The following is a 24,392-nucleotide window of genomic DNA, read 5'->3' as shown; positions in this document are numbered from 1 at the left end:
TGAACCCAATGACTGGGGTGAAGTCGTAACAAGGTAGCCGTATCGGAAGGTGCGGCTGGATCACCTCCTTTCTAAGGAGCAAAGAGGGGATTGACCTGGCAAAGCCACTGTTTAGTTTTGAGGGACCAAAGATGTGGGGGTGTAGCTCAGTGGGAGAGCACCTGCCTTGCAAGCAGGGGGTCAGGAGTTCGAATCTCCTCATCTCCACCATGTTTGGTCCTAATAATTTAGATTAATGCCTAATACAAACGAGGCAAAAAATGGATTCCCTGTTATAAAAAGAGGGAATCAGATTCAGTTGATATTTTGTATGTTATGTAGTATAATATGAGATGCAGCTGAAAGGCTGCAACTCATATTAAAAATGGGCTCATAGCTCAGTCGGTTAGAGCGCACGCCTGATAAGCGTGAGGTCGGTGGTTCGAGTCCACTTGAGCCCACCAACTGCACCTTGAAAACTGCACAATGCAGAGCGGAGGCGGGTGTAGCGGTGCTGTTGAGGCACAGTGCTACAATTTCGCTGGCGGATCAAGCTAGGAAGGGCACAGGGTGGATGCCTTGGCACCAGGAGCCGAAGAAGGACGTGGCAAGCTGCGAAAAGCTGCGGTGAGCCGCAAGCAGGCGTTGACCCGCAGATTTCCGAATGGGGGAACCCACCTGGCGGTAAGGCCAGGTATCCATACCTGAACACATAGGGTATGGAGGGGAACCCGGGGAACTGAAACATCTTAGTACCCGGAGGAAAAGAAAGAAAGAATCGATTCCCTGAGTAGCGGCGAGCGAAAGGGGAGGAGCCCAAACCGCACCAGTTTATGCTGGTGTGGGGTTGAGGACCGGCCGTATATGGCACTGAAGGCTAGCCGAACCACCTGGAAAGGTGGGCCAGAGAAGGTGAGAGCCCTGTAGGCGAAAGCTGGAGGTGTTGTGGCTGGGATCCAGAGTACCACGGGACACGAGGAATCCTGTGGGAAGCGGGGAGGACCACCTCCCAAGGCTAAATACTCCCTGGTGACCGATAGTGGAGTAGTACCGTGAGGGAAAGGTGAAAAGCACCCCGGGAGGGGAGTGAAATAGTACCTGAAACCCTGTGTCTACAAGCAGTGGGAGCGCGAGATGCGCGACCGCGTACTTTTTGTAGAACGGGCCGGCGAGTTACAGTGGCATGCGAGGTTAAGGGCTTTGAAGGCCTGGAGCCGGAGGGAAACCGAGTCCGAATAGGGCGTATAAGTATGCTGCTGTAGACCCGAAACCAGGTGATCTATCCATGGGCAGGGTGAAGCGGGAGTAAGATCTCGTGGAGGCCCGAACCCACTGGTGTTGAAAAACCAGGGGATGACCTGTGGATAGGGGTGAAATGCCAATCGAACCTGGAGATAGCTGGTTCTCCCCGAAATAGCTTTAGGGCTAGCCTCAAGGGGTAAGAGCCGTGGAGGTAGAGCACTGACTGGGGTAGGGGGCCAAAAGCCTACCGAACCTTATCAAACTCCGAATGCCACGGTTTGTTCCTTGGGAGTCAGACTACGGGAGATAAGTTTCGTGGTCGAGAGGGGAACAGCCCAGATCACCGGCTAAGGTCCCAAAGTTCAGGTTAAGTGGAAAAGGATGTGGGACTGCGAAGACAACCAGGATGTTGGCTTAGAAGCAGCCATACATTTAAAGAGTGCGTAATAGCTCACTGGTCGAGCGGTTCTGCGCCGAAAATGTACGGGGCTAAAACCTGACACCGAAGCCGTGGGTTCTGCGGTAAGCAGAGCGGTAGGGGAGCATCGTATACTGGGCAGAAGCCTGACCGTAAGGCAGGGTGGACTGTATACGAGAGAGAATGCCGGCATAAGTAGCGAGAGGGTGGTGAGAATCCACCCCGTCGGAAGCCTAAGGGTTCCTGAGGAAGGTTCGTCCACTCAGGGTAAGTCGGGACCTAAGCTGAGGGCGAAAGCCGTAGGCGATGGGTAATCGGTTGAGAATCCGATACCACCTGTACCCGATTGAGAGAAGCAGGGACGCAGGAGGGCAGGCAGAGCGAGCTGGTGGTAGAGCTCGTCCAAGCGGCGAGGCAGGCAAGTGAGTGAAGTACCACTTGCCGTAGATGCTGAGCCGTTAAGGGGACCGAAGATTAAGTAGGGAAGCTGCTGAGCTCACACTGACGAGAAAAGCTGCTATCGAGGGTGCAGGTGCCCGTACCGCAAACCGACACAGGTAGGCGAGGAGAGGATCCTAAGACGAGCGGGAGAACCCTTGTCAAGGAACTCGGCAAACTGACCCCGTAACTTCGGGAGAAGGGGTGCCCACCTTGTAGGGTGGGTCGCAGAGAACAGGCCCAAGCGACTGTTTAACAAAAACACAGGTCTCTGCTAACTCGTAAGAGGAAGTATAGGGGCTGACGCCTGCCCAGTGCTGGAAGGTTAAGGGGAAGGGTTAGCGTCGGAGAGGCGTGAAGCTCTGAACCGAAGCCCCAGTGAACGGCGGCCGTAACTATAACGGTCCTAAGGTAGCGAAATTCCTTGTCGGGTAAGTTCCGACCCGCACGAAAGGCGTAACGACTTGGGCGCTGTCTCGACAAGGGACCCGGCGAAATTGTAGTACCAGTGAAGATGCTGGTTACCCGCGACTGGACGGAAAGACCCCGTAGAGCTTTACTGTAGCCTGATATTGGACTTTGGCATTGGATGTACAGGATAGGTGGGAGGCTGGGAAGCATACACGCCAGTGTATGTGGAGCCGTCGGTGGGATACCACCCTTTCAGTGCTGGGGTTCTAACTGCAGGCCGTTGAACCGGCTGCGGGACAGTGTCAGGTGGGCAGTTTGACTGGGGCGGTCACCTCCTAAAGGGTAACGGAGGTGCCCAAAGGTCCTCTCAGGATGGTTGGGAACCATCTGGTGAGTGCAAAGGCAGAAGGGGGCCTGACTGTGAGAGGGACACCTCGAGCAGGGACGAAAGTCGGGCTTAGTGATCCGGCGGTATCAAGTGGGAGAGCCGTCGCTCAACGGATAAAAGCTACCTCGGGGATAACAGGCTGATCTCCCCCAAGAGTCCACATCGACGGGGAGGTTTGGCACCTCGATGTCGGCTCGTCGCATCCTGGGGCTGGAGCAGGTCCCAAGGGTTGGGCTGTTCGCCCATTAAAGCGGCACGTGAGCTGGGTTCAGAACGTCGTGAGACAGTTCGGTCCCTATCCGTCGCGGGCGGAGGAAATTTGAGAGGAGCCGTCCCTAGTACGAGAGGACCGGGATGGACGTACCGCTGGTGAACCAGTTGTCACGCCAGTGGCACAGCTGGGTAGCTAAGTACGGAAGGGATAAACGCTGAAGGCATCTAAGCGTGAAGCCCCCCTCAAGATAAGATTTCCCATCCGGTAAGCGGAGTAAGGCCCCTTGAAGAAGACGAGGTAGATAGGTCCGGGGTGTAAGTGCAGCAATGCACTTAGCTGACGGATACTAATAGGCCGAGGGCTTGATCGAATAGCTCTGCATTGTGCGGTTTTGAGGGTGCAGCGAGCGCTTTAAGAAGGCGCGGTTAGCACCTTGAGAGAAATGAAGAGTGAAAGAGAGATTCCGGTGACAATAGCGAAGGGGAAACACCTGTATCCATTCCGAACACAGAAGTTAAGCCCTTCAGCGCCGATGGTACTAGAGGGGAGACCCTCTGGGAGAGTAGGTCGTCGCCGGGGTCTTCTTTAAAGCGTTCCTCAGTAGCTCAACGGTAGAGCACTCGGCTGTTAACCGAGGGGTTGTTGGTTCGAATCCAACCTGAGGAGCCATTTTATTTTTTGGCTTGGTTTTTTATTAGTTTACGCTGGGTTTTAAAAGAGCAAGTTTTAAACTTGTAAAGTTTATAGAACTCAACAGGTCAGGATATTTTCAAGATAGTTTAGGAAGAATAAAATAGCCTGAAGTAACAAGTCCTTCTTAGGGCTTGTTATTTTTTTATGCCTTATTTATATTTTCTTTCAGGTGAGGTTTTTGTTTCGGGCTTTTGTAAAATTATATTTACTCTGCGATTTTCACGTGTTATAATCTAGCCTAAAGATTGTGTCCATAATATGATGGAGACATGTCAGGCGGGAGGGAGTACCGGTGAACAGCATTAAAATTGCGGTTTTAGGTTTGGGAAACGTAGGCAGAGGAGTATGGGAAATACTGCATAGGCACCGGAATATGATAAAGGAATACATTGGAGTTCCCATTGAGATAAAAAAGGTTTTAGTCCGGGATGTCCAAAAGAAGCGTGATATAGATGTGCCACCTCATATGCTTACTACCAATTTTGATGATATCCTTCTTGATGAGGATATACAGATTATCGTTGAGTTGATTGGTGGGTTGTATCCCGCTTACGAATATATGAGAAAAGCCATTGAAATGGGGAAGCATGTGGTTACTGCCAACAAGGCGGTTATCGCATCTTACGGCAGGGAACTGATACAATTGGCCAACGAAAGAAATGTTCTGCTCCGGTTTGAGGGAAGCGTAGGAGGAGGAATTCCTATAATTGCAGCCCTTACCAGGAGCCTTGCTGCCAATGAAATAGAAACTGTGGTGGGTATAATAAACGGGACTACAAACTATATTCTCACCCAGATGACTAGATACGGTATGGATTTCAAAACTGCTTTGAAGCTGGCGCAGGAAAAGGGATACGCAGAAGCTGATCCTACATCGGATGTTGAAGGGGAGGATGCCGCATTTAAGCTTTCCATATTGGCGTTTATTGCCTTTGGAGTACAGGTTCCTCCGCAGGATATCCCTAGGGAAGGCATTACCCGTATTTCCGAAAAGGAAATCCAATATGCAGCACAGCTGGGTTATACCATAAAGCTTTTGGCTGCTGCCAAAAAGCACGACGGCAAGCTCGACCTGCACGTACATCCGGCACTGGTACCCAATACTCATCCTCTAGCCGCTGTCAATGACGAATTCAATGCTTTGTTCATCAAAGGTGATGCGGTAGGGGAGCTTATGATGTATGGCAAGGGAGCTGGATCACTGCCTACTGGCAGTGCCGTAGTGGGCGATATAATGGATGTAGCCTCTGCAATGATGTCAGGGCGTACAGTGCCATACACCTACAGAAATACCAGGGAAAAGTTGCACATCAACGGTGAAGGCGAAGGGGAGTATTATATTCGCCTCGAAGTTGTAGATCGGCCGGGCGTACTTGGAAAGATCTCGACAGTTTTAGGGAATTATGGTGTAAGTATTGCTTCGGTGGTTCAGCGAGGTAGAGGCGAGCGGGTTGTGCCGTTGGTTTTAATTACCCACAAGGTGGACAGGAAGCGACTTAACCTTGCACTGGAGGAAATAAAGAAGTTTGATGTGGTAGAAGAGGTGGCCAGCATTTTACGGGTAGAGAGCCATTCAAGTTGAAACGCAGAGAGGAGCGAAAACGCTTTAAAATGGATATAAACAATGCTCCTTTAGTGAAAGCTCTTATGGAGTATGTAAAGCAGGGTACGATTCGGTTTCATATGCCGGGGCATAAGGGTGGCAAGGCTTTTCCAAAGGAATTTTTAGATAACCTGGCGGCTGGGGATGTAACCGAGATACCTGGTATGGACAACCTCTACTGTCCTGCCGGCGTGATTGCTCAGGCTCAAATGTTGGCGGCTAAAGCATTCGGTGCTCACCATACTTTTTTCATGGTAAATGGCTCAACGGCAGGGATTCAGGCCATGATAATGGCTGCCTGTAAGCCTGGTGATAAGCTCATTGTACCCAGAAACAGCCACAGGTCGGTGTGGGCGGCTATGATACTGGCCGATGTCAAGCCTGTATATATCCAACCTCGATACGACCAGGAAAACTTTATGGCCACTCAGATATTGGTACAGGATGTGCAAAGGGCTTTGGATGAGAACCCCGATGCTGTGGGAGTGCTGGTGGTACACCCAAATTATTACGGCATGTGCAGCCATTTGAAGCAGATAGAGAGGGTTGTGCACGGTAGGGGAAAGCTGTTACTGGTGGATGAGGCCCATGGTGCCCATTTTATCTTTCATCCTGATCTGCCTCCCTCGGCCGGTGAGCTGGGAGCCGATATGTGGGTACAAAGCGCTCATAAGACGCTACCTGCTTTAACACAGGCGGCATATCTTCATGTAAAGGGGCCGCGGGTCGATGCCAAGCGAGTAGCTCAGGTTATAGCCATGCTACAGACCAGCAGCCCTTCCTATTTGATAATGGCCTCACTTGATTGGGCCCGGGCTCTTATGGAAGCTGAAGGTAAGGCTCTAATTGAGAGGTTGATGCAGGAAATCCATTATGCAAAGGCGCGGCTGCGGAGCCATATAGGGCTTTTAACTATAAACGATTATGATAAGGGTGAAGAGGTAGAGGCGCTGGACCCTACGCGGCTGGTACTGGATGTCCGCCCGCTTGGGATTACAGGCTATCGGGCTGAGAAGCTTTTGAGAGAGGCCGGTGTGCAAGTTGAAATGAGCGACATATACCGCCTAGTGCTTATATGCAGCGTGGCTGATGACAGAGCGACTTTTAAAGCTTTGGTTGAAAGGCTGACAAACCTGATAGAGAAGCTGCCAGGACATAGGCTTGGCCCACGTGCCGAGTATAATAAGATGTCAATTTCCCAGGAAATACCACAGCAAATGATGTCGCCGAGAGAAGCTTTTTATAGTATAATAGAAAATATACCTATAAGAGAGAGCGTAGGTAGGATATGTGCAGGGATTATAGGCGCTTATCCACCAGGTGTTCCTCGTTTTTGTCCCGGTGAGTTAATAGATAAAGAAGGCATAGATGAGCTTTTGAATATACAGCGATACGGAGGCACTCTTTTTGGGCTTGTGAAAAATAGTCTAGTTCCAGTGGTCAGTGAATAGCATGAGGAGAGAAGATGGATATGGCAGGTATTTTTATCACTTTTGAAGGACCGGATGGGGCAGGAAAAACGACGCAGGTTAAGCTTTTGGAGCGGCATTTGCGGCAAAAAGGCTATGACGTGCTGGTGACCCGTGAGCCAGGCGGGACGCCTGTAGGAGAGGAAATACGCAAGATTCTGCTCAACCGCAGCTATAAAGATATGGATGCCGTAACCGAGATGTATTTGTATGCAGCATCCCGTGCCCAGCATGTAAGGCGAGTTATAAAACCCGCACTTGATGAGGGAAAGATGGTATTGTGCGACAGATTTGTCGATTCCAGCGTAGCCTACCAGGGATTTGGAAGGGGGCTGGGTATGGATGTGGTAGAGGCGGTAAACAGATATGCGCTTGGGGGCATTGTCCCTGATTTGACGCTTTTTTTGAATATTCGGCCGGAGGATGCTTTAGCAAGAGGCCGCATAAGGTCAGAAGAGCTGGATCGACTGGAAAGCGAAGAGTTGGAATTTCACCGCCGTGTGTATCAGGGTTTTCTTGTTTTACAGAAAAAGTATACGGAGCGCATCAAAGAGGTGGATGCTTCAAGGAGCGTTGACGAAGTTTTTGAGCAGGTTCGAAGGTTAGTAGAATATTTGCTATCATGTAAAAAATAGGATATAATATAGTTAATCCAAATCAAAAGGGGGGGTGAGCAGTGAAGCTCATAATTGCCGTGGTGCAGGATGAGGATGCCCAGAAGCTGATCTCTACCTTGATGAATGAAGGGTTTGGGGTCACCAAGCTGGCTACCACAGGTGGTTTTTTGAGGGCTGGGAACACCACTTTGCTAATCGGTACCGAGAAAGAGAGGGTCCCGTTGGCGCTGTCGCTTATTGAAAAGGTATGCAAGAGTAGGAAGCAGATAGCCACTTCGCCTTCACCTGTGGCAGGTACGACAGGGGTGTATGTGCCCTATCCCATTGAAGTGACAGTGGGTGGAGCCACCGTTTTTGTCCTGGATGTGGAGGAGTTTAAGAAAATTTAACTTGGAAAATGACGTTTCAGGGAGATAAAGGTAGTTATGAGGATAAGAGATGCTGTGGTCAGAGACAAGGAGATGGGTTTGAACAGCTTGAGGAAAGAGGTTTATCCGGATGAAGTACACAGCAAGAGTTTCAGCGGAGTAATGCGCGATACTCAAGAAAGGCTGATGGAGCAAGAGCTGTTGCTGCTTATGGAAGAGATCAAGTTACAAGAGGAAAAGCTGATCAAGCATCTTACTCTTGCTGAGGTTATTCGCTACAGGAAGCTGGTGTCGAGGTTTTTGTCCACGGTTGTGAACAATATGTACCAATTCACAAAACATGACTACTTCAATAGTCAGGGCAGGCATGAAGTATACGCTGTGGTAAACAGAGTCAATCAAAAATTAGAGGAGCTAGTGAAGCAAGTGCTTCACTCAGACAGGGATAAGCTTAAGATATTGTCTCTGGTAGATGATATTCGAGGACTGCTGATAGACTTATTCTATTGAAGGGTTTGGATGGACCATGAACTTTTCAGACGTAATAGGCCAATCCTTTGTAGTCAAGAGGTTAAAACAGATCATTGAGAGCCAGCGGATAGGCCATGCTTATCTGTTTGTTGGCTCGAAAGGAATAGGTAAAAAGACCATAGCCAATATATTTGCTCGCGGTATCATGTGCAAATCACAAGGACATAGGCCTTGTGATTTGTGCCGTTCATGCAGGCAATTCAATTCGGGGAATCATCCCGACGTATATCGGGTTCAAAAAGGGGATAAATCCAGCATAGGCGTGGAGCAAATAAGGAACGTGCTGGAGGACATACACCTTAAACCCTATGAGTCCAGCCGCAAGGTTTATATAATCGAGGATGCTCACGCTATGACTGTACAGGCTCAGAATGCTTTTTTGAAGACGCTGGAAGAGCCTCCTTTTTTTGCCACTATTATTTTGCTTGCAGAGAAGTCCAGTGAGCTACTGCCTACTATATTGTCGCGCTGTCAGGTATTCCGCATGCAAAGGCTTACCAGAGAAGAGGTATGTACTATCATAATTAGCCACTTTGATATGCCCAGGGAAAGGGCTATGCTGTTTGCTGGGCTTTCTGGTGGGATTCCAGGTAAAGGATTGCAGCTGGCAGGCTCACAGGAGTTCAATCAGATGAGAAGTGATGTTTTTAAATTTTTGGAGGAAATTTTTGATTATAACGACATAGATAAGATGACCCAGTGGGAACTTTTTAACCAGTATAAGGACAGGATTGATGAAATATTGGATATGTTGGTTATATGGTTTAGAGATATACTGTCATATAAGGAGACCGGCGATTCTGCGCTGGTTATCAACATAGATAAACTGCCTGTGATAGAGAAGCAGGCCTCCTTATTTACAATTAGGCGTATAAGGAGTATCATTGAAAGTATAGAACGCACTCGAAGGATGCTTAAAGGAAATGCCAACTATCAGTTGACCATAGAGAATTTGCTGCTCAACATGTAAGGAGGTGGTTTTTATACAGACAGTAGTAGGGGTCAGATTCAAAAGAGCAGGCAAGATATATTACTTTGACCCCAATGACATAGAGCTTAAACCTGGAGACCACGTGATAGTGGAGACTGCCCGTGGGATAGAATATGGCGAGATAGTGGTACCACCAAAGCAAGTTCCAGAGGAGGACATAGTTCCCCCTCTTAAAAAAGTCATTAGAAAGGCTACCGAAGAGGATGAGCAGAAAGTAAAAGAAAACAAGGAGAAGGAAAATAAAGCTTTTGAGATATGTCTGAGGGAGATTGTCAAGCACAACCTTCCCATGAAGCTGGTAGGCGTAGAGTACACATTTGATAATAACAAACTTATATTCTATTTTACCGCTGAGGGAAGGGTAGATTTCCGTGAGCTGGTGAGGGATTTGGCAGCCATATTTAGAACCAGGATTGAGCTCAGGCAGATTGGCGTGCGCGATGAAGCCAAGATGATAGGAGGACTGGGCCCCTGTGGCAGAAATATGTGCTGTTGTACTTTCCTGGGGGATTTTCAGCCTGTATCCATTAGAATGGCAAAGGAACAGAAACTATCGCTTAATCCGGCCAAAATATCGGGCGTGTGTGGACGACTCATGTGTTGCCTGAAATTTGAACAAGATTTTTATGAGGATGTATTAAGGCGCATGCCGAAGGTAAACAAGGAAGTATTAACGCCTGATGGCAAAGGCATTGTGGTGGATGTAAATGTACTATTTGAGAAAGTCAAGGTAAAGTTGGTTCAGGAGGATGGTACTGTAGAGGTCAAAGAATATTCTCCCGATGAGGTGGAGTTGGTAGACAAGGACCAAGGCGAAGAGGCCCTAAAAGAGGCAGATGAGATGCAAGATGGTTTAAATGAGATGGATGAAGAGATAAGATCATTGATAGATGAATACGATGAATGAAAAAAAGATTGCAATTTTGGATATTGGTGATAGAATAAAAGAGGTGTTTTTTGTGGGGTTTCAATGTAAGGAGGTGAGGATAGATGGCGTACAAGATTACTGAGGAATGCATTGCATGCGGTGCCTGTCAGTCCGAGTGTCCGGTGGATGCCATCTCCGAGGGTGATGACATCTACGTCATAGATCCGGATGCTTGCATAGAGTGTGGCGCATGCGCCGATGTTTGTCCTGTGGGCGCTCCTCAACAGGAGTAAGTAAGAATACGCGATGAAAAAGAACCTGATCGTTTCAGATTGGGTTCTTTTTTATTGCAATAAATTTTACCTGCTGGCAGGAATTTGACACTTTATGCCGAATATTTATCTATATAGTGGGTGTGTAGAGGCATAAAACTATAAACTTCTGGGAGTGATGTAGCTGTGTGTCGTAGAATCTTGACGCTGTTGGTTGGACTAGCTGTAGGAATTTTCTTTGTAGGGACCATACCTGTGGCCCAGGGGGATACTGATTATAGCATTGTTCGCGTGCGGTTGGCTTCCATGGGGAATCCTGTCAATGTAAAGGTTAAAGTAAATGGGAACTATAGCATATCCGAAAATAAGGATATCTATCTTGAGAGGAACAAGGAGTACGAGATAGGTATACAAGATGGTAAGCTGATCTTCAAAGATGGAAATGCCGTTTACACACTGGGTAATAGGTTTACTTTTAAACAGCACAAGGGCGGAGATTCTGATGTTCTGAGTGTGCTTAATCCTTCGTATGGGTGGACAAATTACAAGGGCGATATGGTGGTAAGCCTGGAGGGAGGGTATATCAGGCTTACCAACTATGTGTATTTAGAGACGTACTTGTATGGCGTGTTGCCATACGAGATGAGCAATAAATGGCCTTTAGAAGCTCTCAAGGCTCAGGCTGTAGCTGCCCGTACATATGTTGTTCGCTGTAAAAAAAATACTTGGGCAGCCTATGACGTGGTTGATACCCAGGCCGACCAGGTATATAAAGGGTATAATCCCAATTATGGGAATTGCAAAAGGGCAGTAGATGAGACCGCAAAAATGGTGCTGAAATATAATGGGGATTTCGTGCCAACCTTTTATTCGTCCAGCAACGGAGGTTGGATAGAGGCTGGATATGAGGTTTTTTCAAGTGTGCCAAAAGGATTTAAGCCGCTTTCTGCTAAAGAGGATCCATATGATCCTAAAAGTCAATGGAGTTTTGTCATTCATAAAACGCAAATTGATATAGGAGGTAATGACCCCGCCAACCCCAATAGCTGGTGGAATTCTGTAATCGAAAAGGATATTGGTAGCTATAATAAAAGTTTTATAGAAAAATTGAGGGAAGAAATTAAGAAGAATACAGGCGCCTGGGATGTCAAAATTGTGAGCATTGATGAAATGCGGTTCGAGGAAGAGGAGACTGAAGGTAAGAGAAAAAAAGAGGCTTATTTTAAGCTTTTCTTTTACATGAAAGATGGAAACGGTTATGTTATGGATGATCAAGGCAAGATAAAGCTCAATATTGCAGAAATCAAAATGCTGACTAAGGATATGCGCTCTGCTGTAGGTACCAGTATAATGAAGAGTTCGTACATAACAGGCCTTGAATTGCAAAATATTGAAGTTCCTGGACAAGAATACTATGTCATTACCGGCCGGGGATTTGGCCACGGCGTTGGTATGAGCCAGTGGGGAGCTAAAACAATGGCTGAGCAAGGAGCCAAATACACAGATATTTTAAATTTCTACTATCCCGGTGCCGTTATAGAAGCTCTCAATATTTCACCACCTGTTCTTTCGGATATGCCGTCAAGAGGTGATGATAGGCAAGATTTCCAGCCGCCCAGCGGTGGCAGTGGCCAGCAGCCTTCCGATGGTGGTACAAATGGGGGTGGGAATGAACAACCCCAGCCTGTATATGGCATTGTAAAGGTGACCACTTCGCTGAATGTCAGGCAGGGGCCGGGTACCCAATACAAGCGCATTGGAGGATTGGGGCCCAATGTCCGCGTACAAATATTGCGACAGGTAGGGGATTGGTACGAGATAAAAGTGGGCAATCTGCAGGGATATATCCACAGCGACTATATTGTGCTAGAAGGGGGGCAGCAGCCGCCAGGTTCCTCCTCTGGAGGCAATCAGGGACAACAGCCGCCAGTTGATCCGCCTGTGCCACCAAGCAACGAGAGAAAATATGCTGTTGTAACTGCTAGTGCGTTGAATGTGCGCAGCGGTCCCAGCACGAGAAATCACAAGATAGGAATGGTGGTTAAAGGAAATAAGCTGACTGTGCTGGAGAAAGCCGGGGAATGGTATAAGATAGAATACAATGGCCTTACAGGGTATATACACGGTGATTATATAAAGCTGGAGAGCGCCAGCGCTCAACCCCCAAGTGGAGACAGCATCCGACCTCCCAGCACTAATAACGGTAATGTGATAGCTCAAGGGACGGTAACAGCTAGCATGCTTAACGTTCGTTCAGGAGCAGGGACAGGCTTTAGGGCAATTGGAAAACTTGCCAGGAATGCAAAGGTGGATATTTTGGAGAAGGTGGGAGCCTGGTACAAGATTAAATACGGCGATACGATTGGATACGTGCATGGGGATTATATAAGGCTGGGCTCCAGCGATACAGGCTCTAGAGGGGGACAGCCGGCTTCCGTCGGAATTGTTGCCGCAAGCGGGTTAAATGTGCGGTCTGGGCCGGGGACAAACTACGGCAAAATTGGATTTTTGTATCGCAACAGCCAGGTAACCATTTTAGGCCAGACTGGCGTATGGTATAAAATAAAATTTGGCGGTACAACAGGATATGTGCATAGCGCTTATGTGAAGGTTTCAAATGCTGTACCTTCGCGCGGAGAGGATGATAGGAGCTTGCCAAGTACAGCCGTAGTGACGGCCACATGGCTCAATGTCAGAACGGGCCCGGGGCCCAACTATACCAGGATTGGAGCTATAAAGATGAATTCGCGAGTGACCATTCTCCAAAAGGTGGGTTCTTGGTATAAGATTAGTTATGGGACGTTGACCGGGTACGTTTCCGGAGACTATCTCAAATTTTAAGGAAGCAATTATAGTTTTAAAAGAAAAGCGTGGGAGTTAAACCCACGCTTTATTTTTTATTTGTGGTATTTATTATTAAACGGTTTGCTCACTTTGGCCTTTGTTTTAACTTGTGCCATTTATAAGCGTTAAAAATTCTATAAAATTGAATAAATGTTTTAATCAATAGGCCATCTAAAGGCCTTTATTGCTGAGTGTCGATGTTGTCATTGCCAGTATCCTCGCCATTTACGCTGTCCCCATAGATGAAATCGTGGAGGAAGGCTTTGTTCTTTTCTATATCAGGTACCAGCACGGCCATGCCGTTGATCCGCTGAGATGTAAACGTACCGTCGACTGGTATCCTGTATTGTATTATGTCCTTGTTCTTAAATCCTAAGACTGAGATTCCTAAGCTCAAAATTTCCGTCTTTGGCAGGTTGGTCTCCACATAAGGCAGTATGGTGCTCACCAAGCCGGGCAGTTTTAAAGGGTTAATGGTTTTTACCTTTTTAAATAATTCTACTAGTACCCGTCTTTGCCTTTCAGTTCTCTCAAAATCGGCATTTCCCGCTTTTCGCACGCGAGCATATGCTACCGCTTGCCTGCCGTTTAAAGTTTGTAGGCCGGGCTCTGTGAGCATAGGGACAGGCCTGGTGTTTTTGTTTAGACTGTTGAGCTCTGCTATGCAGGAATTAATATAAGGGATCTCCTGCTTTTTGACATCTACAGTTATACCGCCTACCTGGTCAATGATCCTTTCTAGGCCAAAAAAGTCCACCGTAACATAATAGCGTATATCCAGGTCGAAGTTGGTGTTTACCGTTTTGATGGCAAGGGTAGGGCCGCCAAAGATGTAAGCCGTATTTATCCTGTTTTTATTTCTGCCGGGGATGGGCACGTACATATCGCGCATCAGGGAGGTGAGTTTAATGAGCTGGTTTTTCTTGTCGATGGTTGCAATCATTATCGTATCGGAACGCGATATGTTGTTTTCGGCCCTTGAGTCCAGTCCAAACAGAAGTATATTGGTTACCCCGGTTTCGCTTGTCTTGGGAGCTGTTTCAGAGATCCCCAAATCTTCAGAGGTCAATTTTTCTGGAGGGGTTGAAGAATCTGAAGAATTTGATGAATCCGAAGAATTTACTAGAGAATTATTTCCAATTTGATCCAGTAATATATAAATATAAGTTGCTGAGGCTATTAGAAATATGAGCAGTATTGATAATATAGTTATGAAGAACTTTTTCATCATATACGAGCACAGGAGATTCCATCTTTTTCAAGATGGATAGGAATGCGCTCTTCCCCCCTTTCTAACATTAACGTCTTCGTCCTCTCTATAAATCTTAACTTGCTATGTTTTGCACTATCGTGTATCTTCTCCCCTGAAAGACTTCTTACAACAAAACACCCATTGCTCCTTAAACCCGCTATTATTTCAACCTTGCCTTTGATATTACATACACCATAAGCGGTAAGCCTCCTTGCGGAGTTAGGTGCTAATTGCCAATGTTAGACAGGCTTGTCAGGTACAGGTTAATGTCCCTACCCCTCAGGACTGTTTAAACCTGCACGCAGAGACCGGAGCTTGAGCAGCACCTCGGGGTTTTATGACCTGTCTAACGTAGCCCCGTCAGCTTTATGCTGGTGGCTGAGGCTAGTCAACTAGGGCTTGTTACCAAACCCCCGCTTCTATAAGCGGTGGGTAGTTGACCCAAATACCCCCTGAGCTTATTGTATAGCATCTAACATTATTCTACAAATTATTTTGTAAGTCAATATAGGATTGTGAAATTTTAAAATTTGTTAAAAAAGCTACACACATTGTAAATGAAATTGTAAATAAATGCGTTAACGTGTGAATACTTAAAAATATAAGAATATTATGTCGTATTATCTTAATATAAAGATAATATAATGTTTTAAATTGAAAGATGAGGGTATTAATAAGATAAAAACAAGGGGGAATGCCGGTGGGAGACTTGGCCTTTATTTTTATGGTCTTTGTTGAAGGAGTAGCCTCTTTTCTATCTCCCTGCGTTTTACCGCTTATTCCAGTATACCTGGCTTATTTGACAGGGCAGAGTGTCGATAGTCTGCTACAGGGAGCCTCCAGGGTTTATCGTACTGTGGTGTTAAACGCTTTTTTATTTGTAATAGGTTTTTCTTTTGTATTTATCAGCATGGGTACTGTGGCAAGCTCCTTTGGAAAGTTTTTAGTGGAGCACCGGGATGTTATACGAAAGATAAGTGGAGCGTTAATCGTGTTTTTTGGTCTGTCCCATACGGGACTCATCCCTATTCCCTTTTTAAATTACGAGAAAAGATTTAAGGTCAACATTAATAGCCCGGGGCTTATTACTTCTATAATCATGGGTATGGGCTTTGGTTTTGGATGGACGCCCTGCGTGGGCCCAATGCTTGCTTCGGTGCTCGTTATGGCCAGCCAGGCCCGTACTGTTGCTGAGGGGATGGGACTATTGGCCGTATACAGTCTAGGGCTGGGTTTGCCCTTTATGGTGTTGGCAGCGGGTATAAGAGTGCTGTGGAATCCCATTAGAAAGCTATACAGGTATATGGATGCAATACGGTGGGTAAGTGGAGGGCTCCTCATTATTACAGGGTTATTGATATTTTTCAATAGATTGGCCTTTTTAGGCGCATAACAGAAAATCATTTATGAAAGGATGATTTGGTACCCATGAGCAGAATTATGAAAATCTTTACTCTTTTGCTGGTGCTCGGGCTGTTTGTAAGTGGATGTGCTGTATCCAAAGATGTTCCACAGGAGAAGCCCCAAGACCAAACGGCTAAATCCAACGGCGAGAACGCTGCCAATCCTTCCCAGGATGAGGATGCGGCCTCACCCCAGGATATCCTAAAAAACAGATATTATTTCCTTGAGGTCAACAAGCCCATGGAAGACTTTGAGGCTGAAGATTTAAACGGAAACAAAGTCAAGCTGTCGGATTATAAGGGTAAAATCATATTTCTCAATTTTTGGGCTACCTGGTGTCCGCCCTGCCGGACCGAGATGCCTCATATGGAGGAATTTTATGCAAAATACAAAGACGAAGATGTCGTCGTTTTGGCAGTCAGCTCCACTTCTGTGGAGCTTAGGGGTGGGACCGACGATAAAGCTGCGGAGAAGAAGGTCAGGGATTTTATTCAGGAGTATGGCTATACTTTTCCTGTACTTCTGGACAGGGATGACGAGGCTTGGAAAATCTATTACCAAACCGGAGTGCCTGCTAATTATATTATTGACAAGGAAGGGATAGTTCGCTATCTTAAGGTGGGAGCCTTTTCAGGCCAACAAGAGATGGAGCTTGCAGTTGAGGCAATTAGGGCAATGGGAGAGTAATTTGCACAACTTTGTATGAAAATTTAAGGGGCGATGTTTTTTGTCAGCTACAGGTACTCTCTATATCTGTGCAACGCCAATAGGGAATTTGGAGGATATAACCTTAAGAGCGCTCCGTATTCTTAGTGAAGTGGATTATATCGTCGCTGAGGATACCAGGCACACCCTTAAGCTTTTGAACCACTATGGAATTTCAAAGCCGCTTATAAGCTACCATGAACACAATCAGAGGGAGCGAGGCCAAAGAATAATCGAACTGCTTATGCAGGGATATAACGTAGCTCTGGTATCCGATTCGGGTATGCCGGGAATATCGGACCCGGGAATACCGCTGATTGGTCTGGCGAGGCAGAATGGTATACCCGTTACGGTATTGCCTGGTCCCACGGCGTCTATTGCAGCATTGGTGCTGTCCGGGATGGATACCAGCCGTTTTGTGTTTGAAGGGTTTCTACCGCGAGAGAAAAAGGACAGGGAAGCAAGGCTGGAAGAGTTAAAGCGCGAGCAGCGCACCGTCATTCTGTACGAAGCGCCGCACAGGCTGGTTACTACGCTAAAGGATATGCTTGACAAGCTGGGCAACAGAAAGGTTGCGGTGGTACGGGAACTGACAAAGGTGCACGAAGAGGTCATTATTTTAAACCTTGAGCAAATGCTGGAGCATTTTAAGGAACATCCTCCTAAAGGGGAAATAGTGCTCATTTTGGAGGGATGTACGCATCAAGATATACAGGACAACAACACGTGGAATATTTCTATAGAGGAGCACATAAGGCAATATATGGCCCAAGGTTTTGACAAAAAGGAGGCTGTAAAGCAGGTGGCTAAAGTTCGCGGTTTACCGAAAAGCGAGGTTTATAAGCATTCTATAGATATTTGAATAATTTTCTTTGATTTATGGCGGAGTTTATGTGAAATTTTGTTTACAATAGAGAAAAAAGACAGTGCCTGGGGGGTGAGACATTACTCGGACAGTTTGCGCAGCTCAGCCAGGCACTCTTTGCATATGTTCTTGCCTTTGTAAGTCTGTATATCCTTCGCATTGTCGCAGAATATACACGCGGGCTCATACTTCTTTAATATGATGTGTTCATCGTCTACGTAAATCTCCAAAGCATCTTTCTTGTCGATACCCAGAGTCCTACGCAGCTCAATGGGAATTACAACTCTTCCCAATTCATCTACTTTTCTTACAATGCCCGTGGATTTCACGTTGTCCCCTCCTCCCTTAACAAAATTCGACACCAATCACGTAATTTATATTACCAATAATACCAATAAAAGTCAATAGGCTGTTTGTAAAAAAATATGAAAAATATAATTAATTTATGCATGTGTTCTATTGTTGAAAGCAATATCATATGCATAAAGAAAAAGGTTGCTGAAAAGGTGAGGCCTATGGTCAATATCGTATGGATACTGTTGATATTAATTGGGCTGGTAGTTGCTGCATTTAATGGAAAGATAGAGGCGGTCACACAGGCGGCTCTGGACAATGCTAAATATGCGGTGGAATTATGTTTTGGATTGATAGGTATCTACGCGTTATGGTTGGGACTTATGAGGGTAGCCGAAGAGGCAGGGCTGGTCAAGAGGGTCTCCCGAAAAATGCAGGGTGTAATGCGGTTTTTATTTGCTGATATACCGGCCAGGCATCATGCTATAGGGGCTATAACCATGAACATAATCGCCAATATGCTGGGGCTGGGCAATGCAGCTACTCCTTTGGGGATAAAGGCTATGAAAGAGCTGCAGGAATTAAATCCCCATAAGGACAGGGCAACCGATGCCATGTGCATGTTTTTGGTTATAAACACCTCGTCTGTACAGCTAATTCCTGCTACGGTGGTGGCCCTGCGCAGTACGGCCGGCTCTAGCAATCCAACGGAGATTATTGGCACCGCATTTATAGCCACCGTCTGTTCAACAGCCGCGGGAATTATAGCCGCCAAGATATTACAGAGGTATTACTAAAGCGAGGGTGTAAATAATATGGCAGACATCATAGATATAATATCTTCTTTTGCAATCCCCGCCTTTATCTTTGTTGTATTAGTATATGGGCTTTTAAACGGCGTAAACGTATATGATTCGTTTGTTGAAGGGGCAAAAGAGGGGTTTGTCACCGCGGTTAAGGTGTTACCTTATATGGTCGCTATGTTTGTCGCAATCAGCATATTCAGAGCCTCTGGGGCCATGGATATCCTTGTAAGCCTTATGAGCCCTGTTACTGAGTTTTTGGGCGTTCCAGCGCAGATACTCCCCCTCGTAATCATGCGTCCTATGTCGGGCATTGCTTCAACGGGGATATTGGCTGAGCTGTTTAAGGTTTATGGGCCCGATTCGTTTATCGGTCGCGTGGCCTCTACAGTTATGGGCTCTACTGAGACCATATTTTATACCCTGTCAATTTACTTTGGGGCTGTTGGCATAAAAAGGATTCGATATACCCTATGGGCTGCTTTGCTGGGCGACATGGTGGGACTTATCGCATCTGTTGTGGTCTGTAGCATAGTATTCGGCAGATGATGTCGATTTAAGCTTTATGAAATTGCCTGAATTAAAGTTGACAAATGGGGTGTTTTGGCCTTAAAATCAATTCATGAGGTCGCATTATAATCTAGTTTTGATCGGAGGGCATCAAGGGTTATCATGAAGATAGACGTTTACGCATTGCCGAGCAATGTACAGGAAAAAGAGCTTAAAGAGCGCGTGGCTGTCGTCATTGACGTACTTCGCGCCAGCAGCACAATCATTACTGCTTTACATAATGGCTGCAGAGAAGTCATTCCGCTGATTGATATTGAAGAAGCTATAAACTTATCGAAAAATTATGAGAGAGGTGCTTTCCTCTTAGGCGGGGAAAGAAACGCCCAGAAGATAGAGGGGTTCGACCTTTCAAATTCTCCATATGAGTATACCCGCGATGTGGTGAAGGGACGTACTGTACTTATAACTACCACCAACGGTACAAGAGCCATAAGGAAAGCCAGTGAGGCAAAGGAAGTCATCATTGGGGGATTTTTAAACGTCGGAGCCGTAACTCGATATATTGGACAAAGGGATGAGGACGTGGCCTTCATATGCGCAGGTACTGAAGGAAAGTTTTCGCTGGATGATATCTTGGCCGTAGGTGCAATGCTTGATGCGCTTCAAAATATGGGAAAACCCCTGGAGATGGATGATTTGGGCTTGGTGTGCCTGCAAATGTATTCTAGCCATAAGCAAGACCTCAGAAAAGTGCTGGAGCGTACATACCATTACAGAAATTTAGTGAGGGCGGGTTTTGAGTCCGATGTGGACTACTGTATTCAGCTAAACCTGTTGCCCACCATCCCAGTGTACCGTGAAGGGGTCATAAGGGTTTTAGAAACGGCGTGAGGGCGTTTCAGAGGGCTTTAAGGGATTTTGGTGTTGAAGAGGGCCTGGAATATTAAAAGGGCTATGCTGATTTGAGCATAGCCCTTTTAATATTGTACCTCACTGTTTGTCTTGAATTTTTCAATATTTATTTAAGATCTCAAGCAGTATGTTCTTTGCTTTGAGTATGTCTTCCTTCTGCTTAGGGCCTGATATTTCTCTCTCTATGATCAATGGCCCTTTGTAGTTATGCTTTATAAGGCTGTCTATCAATAGCGGGAAGTTGACCAGCCCTTCCCCTACCGGCGTTTCTTTGCCCAGGTGCTTGCCGTCGGTCGGATACCTGCCGTCTTTTACGTGTACACCCCTTATGAGGCCTTTGAATATGTCCACGGCGTCTACCGGGTTGGCCTTGCCGTAAAGCAGCAAATTGGCTGGGTCAAGGTTTATCCCCAGGTTGTCCAGGCCCACATCCTCTATCGTCCGAACCAGGGTAATGGGGGTCTCTTGCCCTGTTTCAAAGTTAAAGTAGATGTCGAGGCTCTTGCAGTAGGAGGCCACTTCCCTCACTGCAATCACGGTTTCGCGGTACTCCGTTGTGGATGGGTTTTCGGGGATGAATCCTACGTGGGTGACAATATCGTTTACCCCGAGCATTTTTGCAAAATCCGCTCCACGCTTCAAGGCTTCCATCCTAACCTGTATTCCTTTGGTACCAGTCCCAGAGTGGAGGGGCCGTCAATGAAGTTCCATGCCTTGGGGCCCGGCCATCCCACCCAGACGCTGGCTATCTTTACCTTATATCCCACAATCTCCTTTAATTTGTTTGCATTTTCTTCCGTCAGTATATCGGTATTCCATGCATTTACCTGACATGTATCAAGGCCCAGCTCCTCTAGCTCTTGTATCCCATTTTGAAGCAATTTTTCTAGGGATATAATGACCCCTATATCCAGGTAGTACATTATTTCCACTCCCTTATTTAGAATAGGCCAACTCATAAAGCCTTAACAAAGTCATAAAGCACGATGTGAACCACTCCATCTTATAGAGAATGGAGACTTCTTGTAACTACTATAGGTTAAATCTTACAGTGACTGATTTGCTAATTTACAGCTCGACAAATTTGCCGCCGTTGTCGGCTGATTCTATTTCGGCTCGGGCGATGCGTATGGTTTCCATGGTGCTATATGGCGAGGCCACATCGATGGGGGTATCGTTGATCAGCGCGTTTATAAAGTACTTTATCTCGCGATAGTATCCGTTTTCCTTCGGCAGGTCGGGCGTGAAGGATTTGCCATCGTTGGGATTGACCTTGAGAATGCCTTTTTCGTATACCACGTTGCCCTTTTCAAAGTTTACTCTGTACAGCATGCTAAAGCCATACTCGCCGTTTAATACCCAGTCGTCTTCAGCCGTTATCACCTTGCCGTCCTCATAGATGTATCGAGTAGACACGATGTCATACCCGCTGCCTGGGATGACGTTCTTGGCTATTGTGGAAACTGCCTTGGGCGTACCAAACAGCCAGTTTATCATGTCTACGTCATGGATGTGCTGGTCCAGAATTGCTCCCCCGCTCTTATCCTTCTGTAGCAGCCAGTTCTGATATGACCACTTCGGAGTCCCGCCACCGCGGAAGAAATAGCCACCCAACACCTTTCCAAACCTGTTGGTCTCCACGCACTCTTTTAGGTATTCATACTCTGGCCAGAAACGCAGGCATTGAGCGATCATAAGCTTCCTGTTGTTTTTCTCGGCGGCCTCTATCATGGCCTTGCATTCATCCACGGTGAGAGCCATGGGCTTCTCGCACAGCACATGCATGCCCCTGTTAAGGGCCTTTATGGCTGCTTCGGCGTGCAGGTAGGTGGGCAGCGTGATATCCACATAATCCAGATCTTCATTTTCCAGCATTTCGTCTATGTCTGTATACAGGTTGTATTTTGAAAAATCATACTTCTTATTGCCTACATCGATGTTGCCAGGCAAGAATTTGTTTTCGAATTTGTCCTTGTCTATATCGCATATGGCCACCAGCTTGACCGGAAAACCTTCAGCTTCAAGCCTTATATAGTTATCCAAATGGCCTCTACCCATAAAGCCTATGCCTATAAGTCCTACCTTCACCATATGTATCTCCCCCTTTTTGTTTTTATCTTCCTAAAATCCTGTCCATAGATTTGGATGTATTGTATATTATCTGATTGGTATAGTGGGTATAATTCGGTATCATCTCGGCGGTGACGTAATCGTCGTAGCCTACTTCTTTGAAGGCCTGCATTACCTCAGGGAAGTTTACGTCTCCGGCCAGCAGGTCCACAAATCCTTCCAGGGTGCCAACCTTTCTTCTGAAATCCTTGAAGTGCACTTTCTTGATGCGTTTGCCCAGGATCCTTATCCAGTGTTCGGGGTATCCCGTGTATATGACGTTGCCCACATCCAGATAAACCCCTACGTATGGGCTGTTGATCTTGTCAATGAAGTCCCTCATCTCCAAAGGGGACAGCAGGAATTTGTTCCACACGTTTTCTAGGCATATGCTGACTTTGGTGGCCTCTGCCTCTTCTTTAAGCTGCATAAAGGCTTCCAGCGTGCGCTCATAGGCTACGTCGTATTGTACCACTTCGCTGTCGGGCGAAAGCCCTGCTACCATACCCGGTACCACCAGAATACCGTCTGTTCCAAGCAGAGCTGCCGTCTCAAGCTGTTTTTTCACTATGTCCTTGGATTTTTGCCTGATTTTGGGGTCCGAGCTGGTGACGGGATATGCCCAGTATAGGCCGGTTGCCAGGCTGGCTATTTCGATGCCGGTGTCCTCGGCCATCTTTTTGATCCGTAAGATATCCTTTTCGCTGCTGTTTAAACTGACCTCGCCCTGCTCGTCCAGGCTGAGCTCGATACCATCAAACCCCGCATCTTTAGCCATGGCCATGCATTCGGCTACCGTCATACCCCTTTTAAACGACCAGATGTTTATACCCTTTTTCATATTACCCTTGACCTCCCTCTTTTATTGATTTGATGACAGGAATTTGTTAAAATTTATATAGACTATGAAAATCGATTTCTGTATGGCTTAAATGCTTTCTACGTCTTTGATTATATATCGAAACGGGTTCTTTTTCTTTGCATAAAAAGACTCTTTTTTTATAATATCGGACACTCTTGCTCAGAAAGGGGAATACGTTGCCTTGTCTGTGAATAGAAGGGTAGAGTACCCCAAAATACCCCTGGACAGCGTTATAGAGATAAACGAGATCGTGAGCCTGTTTTATTTTGAGTACGCAAAGGATTTTGTGTTTCAGGGGGAAAGCCATGATTTCTGGGAGTTTCTCTATGTGGATAAGGGCCAGGTCGAGGTCATGGCCGATACTGAAGGGTATCAGCTGCAGCAGGGGGAAATGATATTTCATAAGCCCAATGAGTTCCACAGCGTATGGGCAAATGGCAAGATCGCCCCCAACCTCATAGTAGCGTCATTTGTGTGCAACAGCCCTGCCATGAAGTTTTTTGAGAACAAGATACTGAAGGCAGGGGAAGAGGAGAAGAACATACTTGCCAATCTGATAAGGGAGCGCACCCATTGTTTTAATAAGAGGCTCAATGAATTCATCACGGTCAAGGACAAGAGGCCGGATGAGCCGTTTGGTGCACAGCAGCTTATAAAGATATATCTGGAGCTGCTGCTCATAACGCTTATAAGGAACAATACGGCCATAAAGAAGCAGGAGCGTATTTCCTCCTTAACCAGGCGCCGAGCAGAGGATGACCTGGTAAATCGCATGATATGCTTTATGAAGCAGAACATCGAAAAAAATCTTACTGTGGATGACTTTTGTAAGGAGTTTTCCCTCAGCCATACCAGGATAAAGAGCCTGTTTAAGGATAGGATGCAGACGGGCATTATACAGTATTTCAGGCGGATGAAGATTGAAAGGGCCAAAGAGCTTATAAGGGAGGAAAACTACAACTTTTCTGAGATAGCCGAAAGGCTGGGTTTCAGTTCGGTCCATTATTTTTCCCATGTCTTTAAGAAAATCACTGATATGACCCCATCAGAATATGCCGTGTCGGTCAAATCCAAGGCAGAGCTGCCAAAGGAGTAAGGGTTATCCTGCAAAGCACAACCATCGGTTGCTCAAATGCTCAAACCTTCAAGGGTCATGAATTCTAACAGGAGTCGATAAAAGATGCGAAATTTCTGCTTGCTGGGCAGAAGTTTCGCAAATTAATAAATAAAAATGGCGTAATCCTTTGATATTTAGAGGTTTAGAAAGGATAATACTCGAAATATGTAAATTCCGATTTTTACTGGAAAAAATTTAGGGTTAAAAAATGGG

The 24,392-nt window shown here is 46.4% G+C and carries 23 protein-coding genes, 3 tRNA genes and 3 rRNA genes; 23 read left to right on the top strand and 6 right to left on the bottom strand.

The features are described 5' to 3' along the window. From KVG29_RS11830 to KVG29_RS11760, 15 genes are all read left to right on the top strand, one after another. Window positions 1-71: ribosomal RNA gene (locus KVG29_RS11830) — 16S ribosomal RNA — on the top strand; the annotation flags it as partial. A gap of 64 nt (window positions 72-135) precedes the next feature. Then, window positions 136-210 (top strand) — tRNA-Ala (locus KVG29_RS11825). A gap of 156 nt (window positions 211-366) precedes the next feature. Beyond that, a tRNA-Ile gene (locus KVG29_RS11820) sits at window positions 367-443 on the top strand. Window positions 444-526: 83 nt separating this feature from the next. Continuing rightward, window positions 527-3,460: ribosomal RNA gene (locus KVG29_RS11815) — 23S ribosomal RNA — on the top strand. A 92-nt stretch (window positions 3,461-3,552) separates the two neighbouring features. Beyond that, window positions 3,553-3,669: ribosomal RNA gene (gene rrf / locus KVG29_RS11810) — 5S ribosomal RNA — on the top strand. Between the two features lie 15 nt (window positions 3,670-3,684). Beyond that, window positions 3,685-3,759: transfer RNA gene (locus KVG29_RS11805), tRNA-Asn, on the top strand. Window positions 3,760-4,075: 316 nt separating this feature from the next. After that, a complete protein-coding gene (locus KVG29_RS11800; protein ID WP_252228640.1) occupies window positions 4,076-5,365 on the top strand; it encodes a homoserine dehydrogenase in 1,290 nt (429 codons plus the stop codon). Then, entirely contained in the window at window positions 5,362-6,837 is a 1,476-nt protein-coding gene (locus tag KVG29_RS11795) for an aminotransferase class I/II-fold pyridoxal phosphate-dependent enzyme (RefSeq protein WP_252228639.1), read from the top strand. The genes KVG29_RS11800 and KVG29_RS11795 overlap by 4 nt, the downstream gene beginning before the upstream one ends. 20 nt (window positions 6,838-6,857) lie before the next feature. Then, on the top strand, window positions 6,858-7,490 hold the full coding sequence (tmk, locus tag KVG29_RS11790; protein ID WP_252228638.1) for a dTMP kinase: 633 nt from the start codon (window positions 6,858-6,860) through the stop codon (window positions 7,488-7,490). Between the two features lie 41 nt (window positions 7,491-7,531). After that, window positions 7,532-7,861, top strand: coding sequence for a cyclic-di-AMP receptor (locus KVG29_RS11785; RefSeq protein WP_025748230.1), 330 nt, complete (start codon window positions 7,532-7,534; stop codon window positions 7,859-7,861). Between the two features lie 36 nt (window positions 7,862-7,897). Then, entirely contained in the window at window positions 7,898-8,350 is a 453-nt protein-coding gene (locus KVG29_RS11780; RefSeq protein WP_252228637.1) for a YaaR family protein, read from the top strand. Window positions 8,351-8,366: 16 nt separating this feature from the next. Continuing rightward, window positions 8,367-9,341, top strand: coding sequence for a DNA polymerase III subunit delta' (holB, locus tag KVG29_RS11775; protein WP_252228636.1), 975 nt, complete (start codon window positions 8,367-8,369; stop codon window positions 9,339-9,341). Window positions 9,342-9,354: 13 nt separating this feature from the next. Then, the gene (locus KVG29_RS11770) at window positions 9,355-10,269 is read left to right on the top strand and encodes a PSP1 domain-containing protein (protein WP_252228642.1); all 915 of its coding nucleotides are present in this window, start codon (window positions 9,355-9,357) and stop codon (window positions 10,267-10,269) included. An 83-nt stretch (window positions 10,270-10,352) separates the two neighbouring features. Then, a complete protein-coding gene (locus KVG29_RS11765; protein ID WP_204489517.1) occupies window positions 10,353-10,523 on the top strand; it encodes a DUF362 domain-containing protein in 171 nt (56 codons plus the stop codon). Window positions 10,524-10,688: 165 nt separating this feature from the next. After that, window positions 10,689-13,343 (top strand): SH3 domain-containing protein, encoded by a 2,655-nt coding sequence (locus tag KVG29_RS11760; protein ID WP_252228635.1) that lies wholly within the window; start codon window positions 10,689-10,691, stop codon window positions 13,341-13,343. 184 nt (window positions 13,344-13,527) lie between these two features. On the opposite strand, the gene KVG29_RS11755 is transcribed toward KVG29_RS11760, so the two are convergent. Further along, entirely contained in the window at window positions 13,528-14,289 is a 762-nt protein-coding gene (locus tag KVG29_RS11755) for an LCP family protein (protein ID WP_252228634.1), read from the bottom strand. On the opposite strand from KVG29_RS11755, the gene KVG29_RS11750 reads away from it, so the two are divergent. From KVG29_RS11750 to rsmI, 4 genes are all read left to right on the top strand, one after another. Further along, window positions 14,276-14,491 (top strand): hypothetical protein, encoded by a 216-nt coding sequence (locus KVG29_RS11750; RefSeq protein ID WP_252228633.1) that lies wholly within the window; start codon window positions 14,276-14,278, stop codon window positions 14,489-14,491. The genes KVG29_RS11755 and KVG29_RS11750 overlap by 14 nt on opposite strands. 807 nt (window positions 14,492-15,298) lie before the next feature. After that, window positions 15,299-15,991 carry a cytochrome c biogenesis CcdA family protein gene (locus tag KVG29_RS11745; RefSeq protein WP_252228632.1) on the top strand — a complete coding sequence of 231 codons (693 nt, stop codon included), beginning with the start codon at window positions 15,299-15,301 and terminating at the stop codon, window positions 15,989-15,991. Between the two features lie 35 nt (window positions 15,992-16,026). Continuing rightward, entirely contained in the window at window positions 16,027-16,689 is a 663-nt protein-coding gene (locus KVG29_RS11740; protein ID WP_252228631.1) for a TlpA disulfide reductase family protein, read from the top strand. A gap of 40 nt (window positions 16,690-16,729) precedes the next feature. Next, window positions 16,730-17,569, top strand: a complete 840-nt coding sequence (gene rsmI, locus KVG29_RS11735) for a 16S rRNA (cytidine(1402)-2'-O)-methyltransferase (protein ID WP_252228630.1) — start codon at window positions 16,730-16,732, stop codon at window positions 17,567-17,569. An 83-nt stretch (window positions 17,570-17,652) separates the two neighbouring features. Here rsmI and KVG29_RS11730 read toward each other — a convergent pair whose 3' ends face one another. Beyond that, the gene (locus KVG29_RS11730) at window positions 17,653-17,901 is read right to left on the bottom strand and encodes an AbrB/MazE/SpoVT family DNA-binding domain-containing protein (RefSeq protein ID WP_025748221.1); all 249 of its coding nucleotides are present in this window, start codon (window positions 17,899-17,901) and stop codon (window positions 17,653-17,655) included. Window positions 17,902-18,087: 186 nt separating this feature from the next. On the opposite strand from KVG29_RS11730, the gene KVG29_RS11725 reads away from it, so the two are divergent. The 3 genes from KVG29_RS11725 to KVG29_RS11715 all read left to right on the top strand — a co-directional run bounded on the left by KVG29_RS11725 (window position 18,088) and on the right by KVG29_RS11715 (window position 20,070). Beyond that, window positions 18,088-18,663 (top strand): nucleoside recognition domain-containing protein, encoded by a 576-nt coding sequence (locus KVG29_RS11725; RefSeq protein ID WP_252228641.1) that lies wholly within the window; start codon window positions 18,088-18,090, stop codon window positions 18,661-18,663. An 18-nt stretch (window positions 18,664-18,681) separates the two neighbouring features. Further along, window positions 18,682-19,218 (top strand): spore maturation protein, encoded by a 537-nt coding sequence (locus KVG29_RS11720; RefSeq protein ID WP_252228629.1) that lies wholly within the window; start codon window positions 18,682-18,684, stop codon window positions 19,216-19,218. Window positions 19,219-19,341: 123 nt separating this feature from the next. Further along, window positions 19,342-20,070, top strand: a complete 729-nt coding sequence (locus tag KVG29_RS11715) for a 2-phosphosulfolactate phosphatase (RefSeq protein WP_252228628.1) — start codon at window positions 19,342-19,344, stop codon at window positions 20,068-20,070. A gap of 120 nt (window positions 20,071-20,190) precedes the next feature. Here KVG29_RS11715 and KVG29_RS11710 read toward each other — a convergent pair whose 3' ends face one another. The 4 genes from KVG29_RS11710 to KVG29_RS11695 form a co-directional block, all read right to left on the bottom strand. Then, window positions 20,191-20,742, bottom strand: coding sequence for a sugar phosphate isomerase/epimerase family protein (locus tag KVG29_RS11710; protein ID WP_252228627.1), 552 nt, complete (start codon window positions 20,740-20,742; stop codon window positions 20,191-20,193). Further along, the gene (locus KVG29_RS11705) at window positions 20,730-21,014 is read right to left on the bottom strand and encodes a hypothetical protein (RefSeq protein ID WP_252228626.1); all 285 of its coding nucleotides are present in this window, start codon (window positions 21,012-21,014) and stop codon (window positions 20,730-20,732) included. Before KVG29_RS11705 ends, KVG29_RS11710 begins: the two co-directional genes overlap by 13 nt. 145 nt (window positions 21,015-21,159) lie before the next feature. Then, the gene (locus KVG29_RS11700) at window positions 21,160-22,182 is read right to left on the bottom strand and encodes a Gfo/Idh/MocA family protein (protein WP_252228625.1); all 1,023 of its coding nucleotides are present in this window, start codon (window positions 22,180-22,182) and stop codon (window positions 21,160-21,162) included. A gap of 22 nt (window positions 22,183-22,204) precedes the next feature. Then, the gene (locus KVG29_RS11695) at window positions 22,205-23,041 is read right to left on the bottom strand and encodes a sugar phosphate isomerase/epimerase family protein (RefSeq protein ID WP_252228624.1); all 837 of its coding nucleotides are present in this window, start codon (window positions 23,039-23,041) and stop codon (window positions 22,205-22,207) included. A 208-nt stretch (window positions 23,042-23,249) separates the two neighbouring features. Here KVG29_RS11695 and KVG29_RS11690 point away from each other — a divergent pair, with 208 nt between their 5' ends. Continuing rightward, entirely contained in the window at window positions 23,250-24,158 is a 909-nt protein-coding gene (locus tag KVG29_RS11690; RefSeq protein WP_252228623.1) for an AraC family transcriptional regulator, read from the top strand. Window positions 24,159-24,392 lie beyond the last annotated feature (234 nt).

Source organism: Caldicoprobacter algeriensis (assembly GCF_023838525.1).
Taxonomy (GTDB): Bacteria; Bacillota; Clostridia; order Caldicoprobacterales; family Caldicoprobacteraceae; genus Caldicoprobacter; species Caldicoprobacter algeriensis.
The sequence above is the reverse complement of the archived record's forward strand: the minus strand, read 5'-3'. Positions and strand labels throughout refer to the sequence as shown.